Annotated in this window: 16 protein-coding genes, 1 tRNA gene and 4 pseudogenes; 5 read left to right on the plus strand and 16 right to left on the minus strand. The window is 65.5% G+C overall.

Annotated elements, in window-relative coordinates; translation table 11 throughout:
• The 4 genes and pseudogenes from F0Q45_RS18175 to fabG all read right to left on the minus strand — a co-directional run.
• A pseudogene (locus tag F0Q45_RS18175) lies at nt 1-121 on the minus strand (acyl-CoA dehydrogenase family protein); the annotation flags it as partial.
• On the minus strand, nt 118-1,326 hold the full coding sequence (locus F0Q45_RS18180; protein WP_149655267.1) for a CoA transferase: 1,209 nt from the start codon (nt 1,324-1,326) through the stop codon (nt 118-120). The gene F0Q45_RS18180 and the pseudogene F0Q45_RS18175, both read right to left, overlap by 4 nt.
• Nucleotides 1,323-2,542: pseudogene (locus F0Q45_RS18185) on the minus strand (acetyl-CoA C-acetyltransferase). The gene F0Q45_RS18180 and the pseudogene F0Q45_RS18185 overlap by 4 nt, the downstream one beginning before the upstream one ends.
• The gene (gene fabG, locus F0Q45_RS18190) at nt 2,539-3,279 is read right to left on the minus strand and encodes a 3-oxoacyl-ACP reductase FabG (RefSeq protein WP_149655268.1); all 741 of its coding nucleotides are present in this window, start codon (nt 3,277-3,279) and stop codon (nt 2,539-2,541) included. Before fabG ends, F0Q45_RS18185 begins: the two are co-directional and overlap by 4 nt.
• 84 nt (nt 3,280-3,363) lie before the next feature.
• Here fabG and F0Q45_RS18195 point away from each other — a divergent pair.
• A pseudogene (locus tag F0Q45_RS18195) lies at nt 3,364-4,054 on the plus strand (acyl-CoA dehydrogenase family protein); the annotation flags it as partial.
• A gap of 38 nt (nt 4,055-4,092) precedes the next feature.
• On the opposite strand, the gene F0Q45_RS18200 reads toward F0Q45_RS18195, so the two are convergent.
• Nucleotides 4,093-4,176 (minus strand) — tRNA-Leu (locus F0Q45_RS18200).
• Between the two features lie 39 nt (nt 4,177-4,215).
• Here F0Q45_RS18200 and F0Q45_RS18205 point away from each other — a divergent pair.
• Entirely contained in the window at nt 4,216-4,596 is a 381-nt protein-coding gene (locus tag F0Q45_RS18205; RefSeq protein ID WP_149655269.1) for a hypothetical protein, read from the plus strand.
• Nucleotides 4,593-4,955: a DUF3817 domain-containing protein gene (locus F0Q45_RS18210; protein WP_149655270.1), complete on the plus strand. Its 363-nt coding sequence runs from the start codon at nt 4,593-4,595 to the stop codon at nt 4,953-4,955. Before F0Q45_RS18205 ends, F0Q45_RS18210 begins: the two co-directional genes overlap by 4 nt.
• 4 nt (nt 4,956-4,959) lie before the next feature.
• On the opposite strand, the gene rdgB is transcribed toward F0Q45_RS18210, so the two are convergent.
• From rdgB to clpS, 10 genes are all read right to left on the minus strand, one after another.
• Complete coding sequence (rdgB, locus tag F0Q45_RS18215; protein WP_149655271.1) at nt 4,960-5,559, minus strand: RdgB/HAM1 family non-canonical purine NTP pyrophosphatase; 600 nt, start codon at nt 5,557-5,559, stop codon at nt 4,960-4,962.
• Nucleotides 5,556-6,335 carry a ribonuclease PH gene (rph, locus tag F0Q45_RS18220; protein ID WP_149655272.1) on the minus strand — a complete coding sequence of 260 codons (780 nt, stop codon included), beginning with the start codon at nt 6,333-6,335 and terminating at the stop codon, nt 5,556-5,558. Before rph ends, rdgB begins: the two co-directional genes overlap by 4 nt.
• Before the next feature lie 195 nt (nt 6,336-6,530).
• Complete coding sequence (locus F0Q45_RS18225; protein ID WP_188113007.1) at nt 6,531-7,304, minus strand: cyclic nucleotide-degrading phosphodiesterase; 774 nt, start codon at nt 7,302-7,304, stop codon at nt 6,531-6,533.
• Nucleotides 7,305-7,374: 70 nt separating this feature from the next.
• Nucleotides 7,375-8,190: a glutamate racemase gene (gene murI / locus F0Q45_RS18230; protein WP_149655274.1), complete on the minus strand. Its 816-nt coding sequence runs from the start codon at nt 8,188-8,190 to the stop codon at nt 7,375-7,377.
• On the minus strand, nt 8,187-8,864 hold the full coding sequence (locus F0Q45_RS18235; RefSeq protein ID WP_149655275.1) for a rhomboid family intramembrane serine protease: 678 nt from the start codon (nt 8,862-8,864) through the stop codon (nt 8,187-8,189). The genes murI and F0Q45_RS18235 overlap by 4 nt, the downstream gene beginning before the upstream one ends.
• Nucleotides 8,865-8,908: 44 nt before the next feature.
• Nucleotides 8,909-9,181 (minus strand): MoaD/ThiS family protein, encoded by a 273-nt coding sequence (locus tag F0Q45_RS18240; protein WP_149655276.1) that lies wholly within the window; start codon nt 9,179-9,181, stop codon nt 8,909-8,911.
• A 41-nt stretch (nt 9,182-9,222) separates the two neighbouring features.
• Nucleotides 9,223-9,636, minus strand: coding sequence for a Mov34/MPN/PAD-1 family protein (locus tag F0Q45_RS18245; protein WP_149655277.1), 414 nt, complete (start codon nt 9,634-9,636; stop codon nt 9,223-9,225).
• Nucleotides 9,637-9,642: 6 nt separating this feature from the next.
• Nucleotides 9,643-10,683, minus strand: a complete 1,041-nt coding sequence (locus F0Q45_RS18250; protein WP_149655278.1) for a P1 family peptidase — start codon at nt 10,681-10,683, stop codon at nt 9,643-9,645.
• 16 nt (nt 10,684-10,699) lie between these two features.
• On the minus strand, nt 10,700-11,281 hold the full coding sequence (aosR, locus tag F0Q45_RS18255) for an oxidative stress transcriptional regulator AosR (protein WP_149655279.1): 582 nt from the start codon (nt 11,279-11,281) through the stop codon (nt 10,700-10,702).
• A gap of 24 nt (nt 11,282-11,305) precedes the next feature.
• Nucleotides 11,306-11,611: an ATP-dependent Clp protease adapter ClpS gene (gene clpS / locus F0Q45_RS18260; RefSeq protein WP_149655280.1), complete on the minus strand. Its 306-nt coding sequence runs from the start codon at nt 11,609-11,611 to the stop codon at nt 11,306-11,308.
• A 66-nt stretch (nt 11,612-11,677) separates the two neighbouring features.
• Between clpS and F0Q45_RS18265 the strand changes: the two genes are divergently transcribed.
• The gene (locus tag F0Q45_RS18265) at nt 11,678-12,994 is read left to right on the plus strand and encodes a nicotinate phosphoribosyltransferase (protein WP_149655281.1); all 1,317 of its coding nucleotides are present in this window, start codon (nt 11,678-11,680) and stop codon (nt 12,992-12,994) included.
• Nucleotides 12,995-13,031: 37 nt separating this feature from the next.
• The gene (locus F0Q45_RS18270; RefSeq protein ID WP_373425026.1) at nt 13,032-14,999 is read left to right on the plus strand and encodes an ATP-dependent DNA helicase; all 1,968 of its coding nucleotides are present in this window, start codon (nt 13,032-13,034) and stop codon (nt 14,997-14,999) included.
• A 1-nt stretch (nt 15,000) separates the two neighbouring features.
• Here F0Q45_RS18270 and F0Q45_RS18275 read toward each other — a convergent pair.
• Nucleotides 15,001-15,795: pseudogene (locus F0Q45_RS18275) on the minus strand (DUF3417 domain-containing protein); the annotation flags it as partial.

Consider the following 15,795-nt stretch of genomic DNA (forward strand, 5'->3'; position numbering starts at 1 on the left):
TGTCGCCGCGCTCCAGGTCCGGGGCGTTGGGAATGATTTCCTTTTCGACGAATACCCGCACCGTAGCGATGATCTGGGTCTGCACCTCGGTCAGCCCGAGGGTCTGGGCGAGTCTTGTCATCTACTGTTGTTCCCTATCGTTTTCCCGCTCTCCAAGCGCTCAATGTCGGCGGTCGTCAACCCCAGGTATTCAGTGAAAACGGCAGCGGTGTCTTGCCCTAGCCACGGAGCGGGCGCGCTGGCCGGGTGGACGCCGTCGAACTCCGTGGGCATAGCGGGAGCCAGATAGTCACCGAGTCCTGGTTGCTGCAGCCGGGAAAATAGCGGGTTGGCAGTCACTTTCGGACCTTCGGCCACCTGCGCGAAGGTGCGGTACCGTTCGAACAACACGGTCGTACCCGACAGCGCCGCCTCGACCTCGTCGCCGGTGTGCTCGGCGAACCAAGCCGCGAAAAGACCCGTGAGCACGTCGCGATACCGGTACCGATCGCCCTCCGCAGAAAAGTCCACTCCCAGCGCCGCGGCCAATACCGACACCGCCGATCCAGTGCCCGTTACCTCGACCAAGTCGCGAAAGTGGCTCCCGGTCAAGGCGACAACCATGAACCGGGCCCCATCGCGACTCGTGAAGTCCTGGCCGTATTGGCCGTAGATGGCATTACCTAGGCGCTGACGTTGCGTCCCATTCACTTGGGGCTCGGTCAATAGACCCAGGTTTCCCGCTGTGGCTAACGCGACGTCTTCCAGTGCCAGCTTGATCCGAGCCCCCTGCCCGCACTGGTCACGACGGCGTACGGCCGCAACCACGGCGAGCGCGGCATACAGACCGCAACACACGTCCCAGGCCGGCAGGACATGGTTGATCGGACCGGCGAACCCCACGGGTCCGGTGACAAGGGGAAAGCCGGCGGCAGCGTTGACGGTGTAATCCACGCCGGTGGAGCCGTCTCCTCGCCCAAGGAGCTGCACGTGGATGACATCGGGGCGCTTCGCGGCCAGCAGCTCATAACTGAGCCACGACAGGCTGGCGTTGCTCACCAGGATCCCGTCGCTCTCGATGATCAGCCGGGCGACCAGCTCCTGCCCCTCGCTAGAGCGCAAATCTACAGTGGCCGAGCGCTTTCCCTTGTTCAGGCCAGTCCAATAGATCGACGTACCGCTCGCTGCAAGGGGCCAGCGCTGCACGTCGGAAGCGCCGCCGATCGGATCGACGCGGATCACCGTCGCACCCAGCTGGTTCAGCGTCATGCCGCACAATGGCGCGGCGACGAAGCTGGACACCTCGACGACGCTGACGCCGCTCAGCGGTAAACCGGAAGTGTTCACGCCGACCTGACCCGTTCGAAGATCGCGGCCAACCCCTGCCCGCCGCCAACGCACATGGTCTCCAAGCCGTAGCGCACCTGGCGGCGATGAAGCTCGCGCGCCAAGGTGGCCAGCATCCTGCCACCCGTCGCACCGACCGGGTGACCCAGCGAAATTCCTGAGCCGTGCACGTTAGTTCGTTCCCGGTCAGGAGCAGCAAAATTCCACTCCCGCATTACCGCAAGCGCCTGCGCGGCAAAGGCTTCGTGGAGCTCGATGAGATCGACGTCGGACAGTCGCAGGCCCACCTTGGCAAGCGCGGCCTCGGTCGCAGGGGCCGGACCGAGGCCCATGATGTTGGGTGCGACGCCCGCCAGCCACCACGACACCAGGCGCACCAACGGCCGCAAGCCGTCGTAGTCGGCGGCCTGCTGCGGTGTGGTCACCACGCACATGGATGCCGCGTCGTTCTGGTCGCTGGCGTTGCCGGCCGTCACCGTAGCTTCCGGATCATCGCTGCGCAGAATGGGCGCAAGTTTGCTCAACGATTCCACCGTGGCATCGGCGCGTGGGCGCTCATCGGTGTCGATCAACTGCTCACCCTGGCGGTTCCGCACGGGACGGCAATGATCTGCTCGGCTAGCCGGCCGTCCCGTTGAGCGGCGACCGCCCGCTGATGCGACGTCGCCGCAAGCTCGTCCTGTTCCCGACGTGAAATGCCGTATTGGCGGCGCAGATTCTCGGCGGTCTCCAGCATTCCGCCCGGCACTGGGTAGTGCCGGCCACCCGCGGTGGTGCGGCCGCGAGCCAGCCCGTCGTGTACCTGGATACCGCACCGGGCGCCACCCCAGCGCATGTCCGTGGAGTAGAAGGCGACATTGCTCATGCTTTCGCAACCGCCGGCGATGACGAGGTCGTTGTTACCACTGCTCACCTGCAGGCATGCCTGAATCACCGCCTGCAGGCCCGACCCGCAACGGCAGTCCACGTGCATACCGGGAACCGTCACCGGCAGACCGGCGTCCAGCGCCACCACGCGTCCGATAGCCGGTGCCTCGCTGCTGGGATAGCAATGCCCGAGGATCACGTCCTGCACCGCATCCGGTGGGATCTTGGTTCGGCTTAGCAGTCCTGTCAGCGCTGCGACTCCAAGATCAACAGCGCTGTGCGACTTGAATATTCCGCCGTATCGACCGATCGGTGTCCGGACCGGTTCACGGATGACGGCGTGACTCATATGAACCGGCCGCCGGTGACGTCCAGCACGGTTCCAGTCATGTAGGAGGATAGATCGGACGCCAAAAACAAGGCAACGCTGGCTACTTCGCTCGGCTCGCCAGCCCTGCCCATCGGGACCTCGGCGAGTTTCTGGTCCCAGATACGTTGCGGCATAGCCTCGGTCATCGCCGAACGAATCAACCCTGGCGCGATCGCGTTGACTCGAACACCGACGTGGGCAAGCTCTTTCGCTGCGGCTTTGGTCATGCCAACAATCCCGGCTTTTGCCGCCGAGTAGTTGGTCTGACCGACCATCCCGACCTTGCCCGACACCGAGGACATGTTAACTATTGCGCCTCTTTTGTTTTCGCGCATGAGGGCCGCCGCCAATCGTGTGCCGTTCCAGGTACCTTTCAGATGCACAGCGATAACCTGATCGAACTGCTCCTCGGTCATATTGCGCATCGTCGCGTCGCGGGTGACACCGGCGTTGTTGACCATGACGTCGAGTCCGCCGAACCGCCCGACGGCTTTCTGGATGAGGGTGTGGACTTCGTCGGCCTTGGTTACGTCGCACCGCACCGCCGCGGCGACTCCATCGCCGCCCAGCTTCTTGGCCGCAGCTTCGGTCGCTGCAAGATTGACATCGCCGAGAACGACACGTGCGCCCTCGGCGACGAATCGCTCGGCGATGGCAAAGCCCAGTCCTTGTGCACCACCGGTGATTACCGCGGTCTGACCGTTCAGCAACGACATCGATTCCCCATCCTGTTCAGCCCGTCGGGGGCGCATCGTTCAAATATTATATTTCATATATGATGCTGGATGCCCGTGACCGTGCCGACGGCCGGCCTATTTGTGGTCTTTCGCACGCACGCGACCCGCTGATGATCGCGTTGGCATCGCGGTCTTTCTGGTGCCCGCGGACGCCGATGGGATTGAAGTGGGCGCCAAGGACGCCAAAATGGGGCAGGAAGGCGCGTGGACTGCCGACGTCAGCTTCACCGATGTCCGTGTCGATGGCGACGCGCTGATCGGCGGCGACGAGGACATCGGCTATCGTGCGGCACTGACCTCGCTGGCGCGTGGCCGGTTGCATATCGCTGCGATCGCCGTGGGAACCGCTCAACGGGCACTCGACGAATCCGTGGCGTACGCCGCGACCGCGACACAGGGTGGCATGCCGATCGGGAATTTCCAGCTGGTGCAGGCGATGCTGGCCGACCAGCAGACCGGAGTGCTGGCCGGTCGAGCCATGGTCCGCGATGCCGCACGATTGTGGGTTATCGAGCAAGATCGCCGCATTGCGCCGTCGGCGGCGAAGCTCTTCTGCATCGAAATGGCCGGCAAAGTAGCCGATCTCGCGGTGCAGATTCATGGTGGCAGCGGATACATGCGCGGCGTCCCGGTGGAACGGATCTACCGGGACGTGCGGCTGCTGCAGCGCTGCGAGGGCACCAGCGAGATCCAGCGTCTGATCATCGGGTCCAACCTCGTCACGTTGACGCAGCACCGAGCGCCGACTGTGGAAACCCGTCGGTTCCCGCGCGCGACCTCGCAAAACAACAGTGCGCAAGGGGGGACTCGAACCCCCACGTCCCGAAGGACACTGGAACCTAAATCCAGGGCGTCTACCAATTCCGCCACTCGCGCATGGGCGACCAATAGACTACCGCGCGGTACCGTCGAGGAGTGTCCACTACCCGTCTTCGCAGGCCCGCGTTGGTCGCCCTGGTGATCATCGCCGCCTGCGGCTGCCTTGCCCTGGGCTGGTGGCAGTGGACCAGGTTTCAGTCGACCTCGGGTACCTTCCAGAACCTGGGCTACGCGCTGCAGTGGCCGATGTTTGCCGGGTTCTGCATCTACGCTTACCGCAAATTCGTTCGTTACGAAGAATCGCCGCCGGAACCGCGAAACACCACCGCGACGACCGAGGTTCCGCCGGGACTGCTACCCGAACGACCCAGGTCCAGCCAGCCGCCGCCCGATGACCCTGCATTGCGCGAGTACAACGCCTACCTCACGGAGCTCGCAAAACACGATGCCGAAAAACAGAACAGGACGACCGCATGACCGCATCTGAGACACCCGAGGCAAAGTCGACCACATCCTCCTTTCCGGTGGCGAAGATCCGCACCGCGCTGCTTGGTTACCGCGTCATGGCCTGGACAACGGGGATCTGGCTGATGGCACTGTGCTACGAGATCGTGGTGCGCTACGTCGTCAAAGTGGACAATCCGCCTACCTGGATCGGCGTGGTACACGGTTGGGTGTACTTCACGTATCTGCTGTTCACCGCCAATTTGGCGGTCAAGGTCCGCTGGCCCATCGGCAAAACGGTGGGCGTTCTGCTCGCCGGCACCGTCCCGTTCCTGGGCGTCATTGTCGAGCACTTCCAGACCAAGGACGTCAAAGCGCGCTTCGGGCTCTAGACCTTTAAGCCAGCTCTCGCAGTGCCGGCAATAGCAGTGCCAGCGCCCGGCCTCGATGCGATACCGCGTCCTTCTCGACGGGGCTTAGCTGCGCCGCGGTGCGGTGGTCGCCGGCGGGGATGAAGACCGGATCATACCCAAACCCGCCGTCACCGCAAGGCTCCCGAGCAATCGTGCCGGGCCACTCGCCGCGCACTACCACCTCACCGGACACCGACACCAACGCACAAGCGGACACGAACGCCGCACCGCGCCGCTGGTCGGGCACATCACGCAACTGGGCCAGCAGCAGGGCTCTGTTGGCGGCGTCGTCGCCGTGGCTACCCGACCAGCGGGCCGACAGCACCCCAGGCATGCCATTGAGCGCCGCGACCTCCAACCCGGAATCGTCGGCGACGCTGGCCACGCCGGTCGCGGTGAATGCGTCGCGTGCTTTGGACAGGGCATTGTCCTCGAAGGTTGCGCCGGTTTCGGGTGTTTCGTCGAATGGCGCAACGTCGTCGAGCGACACCAGGCTCACCCCTGACAATCCGGCGCTGTCCAGCACCCTGCGCAGTTCCGCCAGCTTCTTGGGGTTGCGGCTGGCGACGAGGATGCGGTTCAGCTGCCGAACGCTTTCGCTGGTGGTGGACCTTCGGGCAACACACCCGGATACGGCAGGGCCAACGCCTCACGCTGGGCGGCAAATAGCGTGTCGCAGGCACCTAGCGCCATGTCGAGCAACTTGTCCAGTGTTGACCGCGGGAACGTCGCGCCCTCACCGGTGCCCTGGATCTCCACCAGAGTCCCGGTGTCAGTGGCGACGACGTTCATGTCGACTTCGGCTCGGGAGTCCTCCTCGTAGGGCAGGTCCACCCGAATCCGGCCGTCGACCACTCCCACGCTGATCGCCGCAATGGCACACGACAAAGGCCGGGGATCCGACAGCTTGCCCGCCGCCGAGAGATAGGTCACCGCGTCTGCCAAAGCCACGTAGGCACCGGTGATGGCCGCGGTACGGGTACCGCCGTCAGCCTGCAACACATCGCAGTCGACAGCGATGGTGTTCTCCCCCAGCGCCGCCAAATCGATGCATGCTCGCAGCGACCGGCCGACCAGCCGGCTGATCTCCTGGGTGCGCCCGCCGATCCGCCCTTTCACCGATTCCCGGTCGGAGCGAGTGTGGGTGGCCGACGGCAGCATCGCGTACTCCGCGGTGAGCCACCCCAGACCAGATCCCTTGCGCCATCGGGGCACGCCTTCGGTGACGCTGGCTGTGCACATGACTTTGGTGCGACCGAATTCGATCAGCACCGAACCCGCGGGATTCTCGGTGAAACCGCGGGTGATGACTAGCGGGCGAAGCTCGTCATCGAGGCGGCCATCTTCTCGTTTCGACACGACGCCAACCCTAGCCCGCCGACCTGGTGCGTCCGAGCGCGCCAGTAGGGCGCGTTGAGGAGGCGGGCAATCGAGTGGGCGTCTACGGCTTTCACTGTGTGATGAGGGCGGGCCCAGGCGCCTGCTGGCCGCCGTGTGCACACACTGGAAGCCGCCGCCACGCACTCGAGGTCAGGGCATCTCCGCAGGCGCTGTTCAGGCCCGCCGGACTTCGAACGTCTCGCCGCACACCACCGCGTGCACGGGTCCGTCGAACTCGGCCTTGGCTTCGCTGATGACGTGTTCGCGTGAGGTCCATGGCGGGATGTGGGTCAGCAATAGCTCGCGAACCCCTGCCCGCGCCGCAGTCCTTCCGGCTTCGGTGCCCGACAGATGCAAACCCGGCGGGCGGTCCGGGGCGTGCGTCCAGGACGCCTCGCACAGGAAGACGTCAACACCGCGAGCCAGTTCGACCAGCTCGTCGCAGATGCCGGTGTCGCCGCTGTAAGCCAGTGACGCGCCCGTGGTGTCGGTAAAGCGCATGCCATACGACTCGGTCGGATGAGCAACCACCCAGGGTACCACCGTGATCGCGCCCAGGGTCACCGGTTCACCGTCGACCCAGTGGCGAATATCGAAGATGTCCGAACAATCGTCGATCTCGCCGCCATACGGTGACGACGCCGCACCCAAGCGTGACCAGGTGTCGCTCGGCCCATACAGCAGCGCCTTGCCTTGGGGGCGTGACGGGTGGTATCTGCGCCATACGAATAAGCCCGGCATGTCTAGGCAATGATCGGCGTGCAGATGCGACAAGAGCACGTGCACCGACGCCGGATCCAGATGCCGCTGCAGCGCGCCGAGAACTCCCCCGCCGAAGTCGATGACGATCGGCGGGGTATCTGGAGCCCTGAGCAGGTAACCCGACGCGGCCGAATCCGGACCCACGACGCTGCCCGAGCATCCGAGCACGGTTATTTGCACGGACACTACTGTGCCATGCCCGATCCGGTGATGAAGAAAACATCGCCGCATTGAGTGAGCAGAATCTCGTGTGGCGCTATTTAGCGGGCCAGTGTCGAACGGATTCCACCCCGCTAACCGCGGGTCCCAAGAATCTCGCCGCTAACGCAGTGAATGCCGCCGGATCACCGGTAGCTTCGAACACCCGGGTAGCCGGCGGCGCATCGTGCGGGCGCAGCAGATCCATCTCGGTAAGCACCCGCAGAACTTCTTTGGCGGTCTCCTCGGCGCTGGACACCAGGGTCACGTTGTCTCCCATCGCCAACTGGATCAGTCCGGACAGCAGCGGATAGTGCGTGCAACCCAGCACCAGCGTGTCGACCCCGGCGCGCTGCAGCGGCTCCAGGTAACCCTCCACCAATCCCAGCACCTGACGGCCACTCGTAACGCCGCGCTCCACGAAGTCGACGAACCGCGGGCAGGCTACTGCGGTGATCTCGGTGTCACGGGCGGCGGCGAACGCGTCCTGGTAGGCGTGCGAGGCGATGGTTGCCTGCGTGCCGATAACGCCGATCCGACCATTGCGGGTGATGGCAACCGCCCGACGCACAGCCGGCAGGATCACTTCGACGACGGGCACGCCGTATCGCTCGCGGGCATCCCGCAGGCAGGCCGCCGACGCCGAATTGCAGGCGATCACGAGGACCTTGACACCGCGGTCGACCAGGTCATCGCCGATGGCCAATGCGTGCGCACGGATCTGCGAGATGGTCAACGGACCATAAGGGCCATTGCCGGTGTCACCGACGTAGACAATGTCCTCGTCGGGCAGTTGGTCGATAATGGCTCGTGCGACGGTCAGTCCGCCGACGCCGGAGTCGAAGATGCCGACGGGCGCCAACGGCCAACTCATGATTTCGGATGCACAGACCGGTTCGCCCGAGTGCCGGCCTTTTTCACTGCGCGGGCTTTACGTTCCGGGGCGGACAGCAGATAGGCCGCTACCACGCCGGCCAGCGCACCACATAGATGGCCCTGCCAGGACACGCCGCCGCAAACACCGAGTCTCGGCAGCGCACCCAGCAGGACACCGCCATACACGAACAACACCACCAATCCGATGATGATGTCCCACACCTTGCGGACGAAAAGACCGAACACCAACAGGAAAGCCAGCCAACCGAAGATCAGTCCGGAGGCTCCGATGTGGTCGGTAGGGCCGCAGCTGCTGCCCACATTGCCGATGAGCCAGGTGCCGAATCCGCCGAGGATCCACACGATCGCGGTGGCCCAGATGAACCGGGACAATCCGGCCAGCGTCATCAGAAAACCCAGCACCAGCAACGGAACCGTATTGGCCATCAAGTGCGCCCAGTTGGCGTGTAGCAGCGGCGCGAAGATGATCCCCCACAGGCCGTCGGTTTCCAGCGGCCTGATGCCGTTGACGTCCAGCGAACGCCGCGACAGTTGGTCGATCAGCTCGACGAGGTACAGCAGGGCAACAAAGGTAAGGATCGTCGCCCCGCCCACCATCCAGCGCGGTCGCTTCTCCGCCTGCGTCGCGGGTGTGCGCGGATGTTTGGTCATGGCGTTACCAGGCTACCGGCGCTGGCGCGGGCCATGCCCGCCGCTTAGCCACCCGCCACCGCGGGCAGGATGGTGACCGAGTCGCCGTCGCATATCGCGGTGTTTAGACCGCCGGAAAACCGCACGTCCTCGTCGTTGACATAGACGTTGACGAAGCGGTGCAACTTGCCGTTATCGATCAGCCGCTCGGAGATACCCGCATAGTTGGCCTCGAGGTCTTTGATGACCGCGCCCAGCGTGTCGCCGCTGGCTGAGACGCGTTTCTCGCCACCGGTGTGGGGTCGCAGGATGGTCGGGATGGACACGGTGACGCTCATGGTTGCCCTCCTAGTACTTTCGTGGGGCTTTCGGGGACGGTTCAATACTGCGCGACGACGTGGACGGATTCCTCGGTGACAGCACCGTCGCTGATGCGATAGCTACGCAGCTCGTCACGGTCTGGATCGCGGGTTGACACCAACACATAGTGCGCCTCCGGTTCGGCGGCCAGGTTCACGTCGACGCGGCTCGGGAAGGCCTCGGTTGCTGTGTGCGAGTGATAGATGACGACCGGCACCTCGCCGGCAGTTTCCATTGCCCGCCATACGCTGAGTTGTTCAACTGAGTCGAAACGGTAGAACCTTGGCGAGCCCTCGGCGTTGCACATTGGGATATGCCGTTCCGGCCGGCCGAAATATTCCCGGCCAGCCAGCACTCCGCAGGCTTCTATCGGGTGATCGCGGCGCGCATGGGCGACCATCGCATCGACCAGGTCGGCACGAATCACCAGCACGCCACGTCACCGATTCCCTTGCTCAGCCGTTCCGACGGCTCCGGGCAACAGGTCGCGGTAGCTCAGTATTCCGGCCACCGATTTCGCAGCGATCACAGCACCCAGCACCGCGCGGGCCAGGCAGTCAGCGCCGGCCGCTCCGACCGCGCTGACCAGCCCGGTCTCTGGGGACAGCGCAGCAGGTATGCCGGGCTCCGGGGGCACCTCTACGGCTCCGGTGGCCAACGCGAAGACGGTATCGCCGTCCAGCGGTGTGTGCGCCGGCCGGATCGCGCGGGCCAGCCCGTCGTGTGCGGCGATCGCAACGCGCCGGCATGCTGCCGGGCTCAGGGCGGCGTCCGTCGCGACCACCGCGATGGTGGTGTTCAGGGGGCTCGCTGCCGTCGATAGCTGTGCCAACGCCTGGATCTGTTCGGCCGGCGGGGCCCTGAGCGCGAACTCGTCGATCAGGTCCGCCAGCCAGGGCAAACCGGTCGCAGGATCGACGACGTTGCCCACCGAATTCACCACTGCGAACGCTCCAACCGTCACGCCGCACGGCAACGTGGTGGATGCGGTGCCGACGCCGCCCTTGAGGACGCCGGCACGCGCACCGACGCCGGCGCCCGCGGTCCCGCTGGCGACATCGGTCCCAGCGGCGTCACATGCCAAGTAGCCGAATTCGGCCGTCGGTCGGCACTCCCAACCGCCCACGGGCAAGTCGAAAATTACTGCAGCCGGGACGATGGGAACCACGCCGGCGCCCAGCGCCACCCCGCGCTGGTTTTCCTCCAGCCAGCGCATGACGCCGTCGGCAGCGGCCAGACCGTACGCGCTGCCACCGGCAAGCAGCACCGCGTCGACGAACCGGACGCTGTTGACCGGGTCCAGTAGATCGGTCTCCCGGGTCCCAGGTGCCCCGCCACGGCAATCGACTGCACCGACCGTCCGCGGAGGCGGCAGCACAACGGTGACGCCGCAGGCCCAACCAGCACCGAGGGACGCATCGGGATCGAGCCGCTGGTAGTGGCCGACCCGGATCCCCCCGACGTCGGTGATGGTGTTCATCGGAATGCCATCGCGATCATCGGGGCCCCATCAGCACTAGAACCAGGTATTCCTGCAGGACCGTCAGCCACTGGTACACGTCGTAGTGGGCGGACAGCGGGTGGTCGGCAGGTAGTCGTTCCGGTCCCTGCGGGCCGACGTTCAGCAACACTCCCAGGGTCAGCCGCAAATCGTTGACCGCGGCGACCCAGGCGTTGGCGTCTTCCTCGGTCAGCTCCAACCGGCCGCCCTTGTCCGGAACGGTGTCTAACAACTGCTGGGCAGCACCGCGTTTGGCGGCGATGATCGCCGGCTCATGCAAACTGCGCAGGGCAGCGTTGAGGGTCTCGGAAGCATCGAGGGTCATCGGGTCGCCCGCGTCGGGTTTGTAGAAATCCGGCAGCAGCCGACCCAGCGTCGGGTCACCCGGGCGGTCCGGATGCCCGGTCTTGATGCCGGTAATTTCTTCGAGTTCGTCTGAGGGAGAAGAGGAATCGCGTTGGTCCAACAACCCGACCATGGCGCCGACCAAGTTTTTGAGTAGGGCTGCCTCGTGTGGGGCCAACGAGGACCGAAAACGGGGACCGTTGCGAGTCTCGACGCGCTTCCATTTGCGCACGGTAAGTCCGGATACCCTCGTAGGTCACCGGTCCTGCTGCATCGTCGCCCACAAACCGGCGGCGTGCAGCTTGGACACGTCAACCTCCATAGCTTCGCGGCTCCCGGCCGACACCACGGCCTTGCCCTCGTTGTGCACCTGCAGCATCAACTTGGTGGCATGCGGCTCGCTATACCCGAACAATTTCTGGAACACATACGTCACGTAACTCATCAGATTGACGGGGTCGTCCCACACGATGGTCACCCAAGGACTGGCCGTCACATCGACCGGCGCGGACTCGCGTTGCCCGGTGGAGCCAGGCTTGGCGGGCGCTGACGCAACAACCATGGCCCTAGGATAGCGAGCTGCCGCTGCGGATACCGAGTCCCTCATGCGAACCGCTACGGTTGCGGGGTGAATGACGCGGCCTTCGCTGGACTGCTGACCGACAAGTACGAGTTGACCATGCTGGCGGCCGCCCTGCGAGACGGCACCGCCAACCGCCGGACCAGCTGGGAAGTGTTCGCCCGACGGCTGCCCGCGGGCCGCCGGTACGGGGTGGTGGCCGGAACCGGCCGGCTGCTTGAGTTGTTGCCGCAGTTCAGGTTCGACGACGCCGCGTGCGAACTACTGGCCCAATTCCTGGACTCCGAGACGGTGAGTTACCTGCGGGGCTTCCGCTTCGGCGGCGACATCGACGGCTACCCGGAAGGCGAACTTTACTTCCCCTACTCGCCCGTGCTCTCGGTGCACGGTACTTTCGCCGAATGCGTGCTGCTCGAAACTCTGGTGCTGTCGATCTTTAATCACGACAGCGCCATCGCATCGGCCGCGGCCCGCATGGTCAGCGCCGCCGAAGACCGCCCACTAATCGAAATGGGCTCACGACGGACCCACGAGCGCGCCGCGGTCGCGGCCGCCCGGGCCGCCTATGTTGCTGGTTTCGCAGCTTCATCGAATCTGGAAGCCCAGCGACGGTACGGAGTACCCGCGGAAGGCACCACCGCGCATGCCTTCACCATGCTGCACACTCAGCAGGGCAGGCCCCCAGGATCGGCAGAGCTGGCCGCCTTCCGCGCTCAAGTGGAAGCGCTGGGCACCGACACGACCCTGTTGGTGGATACCTATGACGTGACAACCGGGGTGGCCAATGCCGTCACGGCCGCCGGCGAGACGCTGGGCGCGGTCCGTATCGACTCCGGGGAGTTGGGGGTGCTGGCCCGCCAAACCCGGGCGCAGCTCGACCAACTCGGGGCCAGCCAGACCCGCATCATGGTCTCCGGCGATCTTGACGAGTTCTCCATCGCCGCGCTGCGGGCGCAGCCGGTCGACAGCTACGGCGTCGGGACGTCACTGGTCACCGGCTCGGGTGCACCAACCGCGAGCATGGTCTACAAGTTGGTCGAGGTGGACGGCATTGCGGTGCAAAAGCGCAGTAGCCGCAAGCAATCCCGCGGCGGCCGCAAGGAGGCGTTGCGGCTGTCGAAACCAACCGGCACCATCACCGAGGAGATCGTGCATCCAGCCGGCCGTTCGCCTAACGCCCCCGAGCCGCACCGGGTGGTGACCGCGCCGCTGGTCCGCGGCGGCGACGTCGTGGTCGATACTGGCCCAACTGCTTTGACGGCGGCCCGAAAACTGGTCGCGTCGGGGTTGCGCAGCCTGCCGTGGGAGGGTCTCAAACTGTCACCGGGTGAACCGGCGATTCCGACGAACACCGTCGCACCCTGAGAACCGGTTGCAAGACAAGGGAGTCGCTACGTCCGATCTGTCCGTTCCTGAGCTGCTAGGCGTCGCCGTGGCGGCGCTGGGCGGTAGCGAACGCCGCGGCCAGCTGGACATGGCCAACGCAGTAGCGCAGGCTTTCGACACGGGCGAGCACCTTGTCGTGCAGGCCGGCACCGGCACCGGTAAATCGCTGGCGTACCTGGTTCCGGCGATCGTCCGTGCGGTCAGCGACAACACGACGGTCGTGGTGGCTACCGCGACGATCGCGCTACAGCGTCAGCTCGTCGACCGCGACCTGCCCCGCCTGGCCGAAGCGATCGCCGACGCGCTGCCCCGCCAACCGCGGTTCGCGTTGCTCAAAGGCCGGGGAAACTATCTGTGCCTGAACAAGATTCACAACGACAGCGCGAGCGATGAGCCCGAGCCGCAAGAGGAACTCTTCAACCCCAAGGCCGCCTCCGCGTTGGGCCGCGACGTGCTACGTCTCACCGAATGGGCGGCCACCACCGACACCGGTGATCGCGACGACCTGCGGCCCGGTGTGGCGGATCGATCGTGGTCTCAGGTCAGCGTCTCCGCACGCGAATGTACCGGTGTCGCGCGTTGCCCGTATGGCTCCGAGTGCTTCTCCGAACGGGCCCGCGGCCGGGCCGGTGCTGCCCATATCGTGGTCACCAATCACGCGCTGCTGGCCATCGATGCCGTTGCCGAATCGGCAATACTGCCAGAACACACGCTGCTGGTCATCGACGAGGCGCACGATTTGATCGACCGGGTGACCTCGGTAGCCACCGGAGAGCTGACGTCAACCAATCTCCACGCGGCCACCCGGCGGATCGCAAGGTTAGTGAGTCCCGAAGCGACACAACGCTTGGAAGCTGCCTCGGCGACCGTCGCCTCCGCCATCCATGACGCGCCTCCCGGCCGCATCGACTTTCTCGACGACGAGCTGGCGACCTACCTGACCGCGCTGCGCGATGCGGCCAGCGCAGCGCGCAGCGCGATTGGCAGCACCAACGACGCGAAGGCGGCGTCGGCCCGCGCCGAAGCCGCCGCGGCGCTGGCCGAGATCTCTGATACCGCGTCGCGAATCTTGACGTCGTTCGCGCCCGCCATTCCTGACCGCACCGACGTGGTCTGGCTGGAGCACGAGGAAAACCGCGGTTCGCCACGCGCCGTGCTGCGAGTGGCGCCACTATCGGTGGCCGAGTTGCTGGCCAGCCGAGTGTTTTCCCGCTCGACGGTGGTGTTGACGTCGGCGACGCTGACGATAGGCGGGTCCTTTGACGCAATGGCCACGGCCTGGGGCCTGACCGCGGACGAATCCGCGGCCACGCCTTGGCGGGGCCTGGACGTCGGATCCCCCTTCCAGCATGCCAAGTCGGGAATCCTCTATATCGCAGCCCACCTGGCGCCGCCAGGTCGCGACGGAACTGGATCGGCCGAGCAGCTGACCGAAATCGACGACCTGATCACCGCCGCCGGCGGGCGCACGCTCGGGTTGTTCTCCTCGATGCGCGCGGCGCGCGCGGCGGCCGAGGCCATGCGCGAACGGCTCCCCACGCCGGTGCTGTGCCAAGGCGACGACAGCACTTCCGCTCTGGTCGAGCAGTTCACCGCCGATCCCGCCACTTCGCTGTTCGGCACCCTCTCGTTATGGCAGGGCGTCGACGTACCGGGGCAGTCGCTGTCGTTGGTGCTGATCGACCGCATCCCGTTTCCCCGCCCGGACGACCCGCTGCTGAGCGCGCGCCAGCGTGCGGTGGCTGCTCGCGGCGGCAACGGCTTCATGGCTGTTGCCGCCAACCATGCGGCGCTGCTGTTGGCCCAAGGCGCCGGCCGGTTGTTGCGCCGGGTCAGCGACCGGGGTGTGGTAGCAGTGCTGGACTCGCGGATGGTGACCGCGCGCTACGGCGGCTACCTGCGAGCCTCGTTGCCGCCGTTCTGGCAGACCACCAACCCCAGCCAAGTCCGGGCCGCACTGCGCCGATTATCGGCGCTCAGCTGAGTCAGCCCCTGGCCAAAGTGAGCAGCCCAAGTTCGTTGCTAGCGGCGAGCATCGGATGGCGCGGCAACACCCGCACGGTGTACCCGAGGGCTCCGGCCAGCGGCAGCGGGGTGGTGGTCGAGAAGATTTCGTTGACGCCGTCGCTGCCGGCATGCGACATGTCGACGGTGACCGGGTCCAGCAACATATCGCCGGCGTCGACCCTGCCCAGCACCGCTTGCACAGTTACCTCATCAGGTTGTAACCCGGCCAATTGGACCATCGCGGTCAACGTCAGCTTCGACCCGAGCAGCGGAGTATCGGGCAGCCCGGTGCTGTCGACGTCGGTGACCTCGATCCGCGGCCACGCATCCTGCACCCGCTGCCGGTAGGCAGCTAGCTCCCGGGCCGGGCTGAACTCGACACCGCCGTCCACAGCACCGATGGTCTTGCGTCGAGATTGCGCCGCCGGCACGTAGTAGCGCTCGACGTAGTCTCGGACCATCCGGGAAGCCAGCACTTTGGGCCCCAGCGTCTGCAAGGTGTGCCGGACCATTTCGATCCACCGCGACGGTATGCCCTGTTCATCACGCTCGTAAAACTTCGGCGCCACCGCTTGTTCCAGCAGGCTGTAGAGCGCGCTGGACTCCAGGTCGTCGCGTCGTTCCGGATCTGCCACCCCGTCGGCAGACGGTATCTCCCAACCGTTTTCGCCGTCACACCATTCGTCCCACCAACCGTCGCGGATGGACAGGTTCAGCCCACCGTTGAGCGCACTCTTCATCCCCGAAGTGCCGCACGCCTCCAACGGCCGCAG

Origin of the sequence: Mycobacterium simiae, assembly GCF_008370645.1 — a bacterium.
Lineage (GTDB): Bacteria > Actinomycetota > Actinomycetes > Mycobacteriales > Mycobacteriaceae > Mycobacterium > Mycobacterium simiae_A.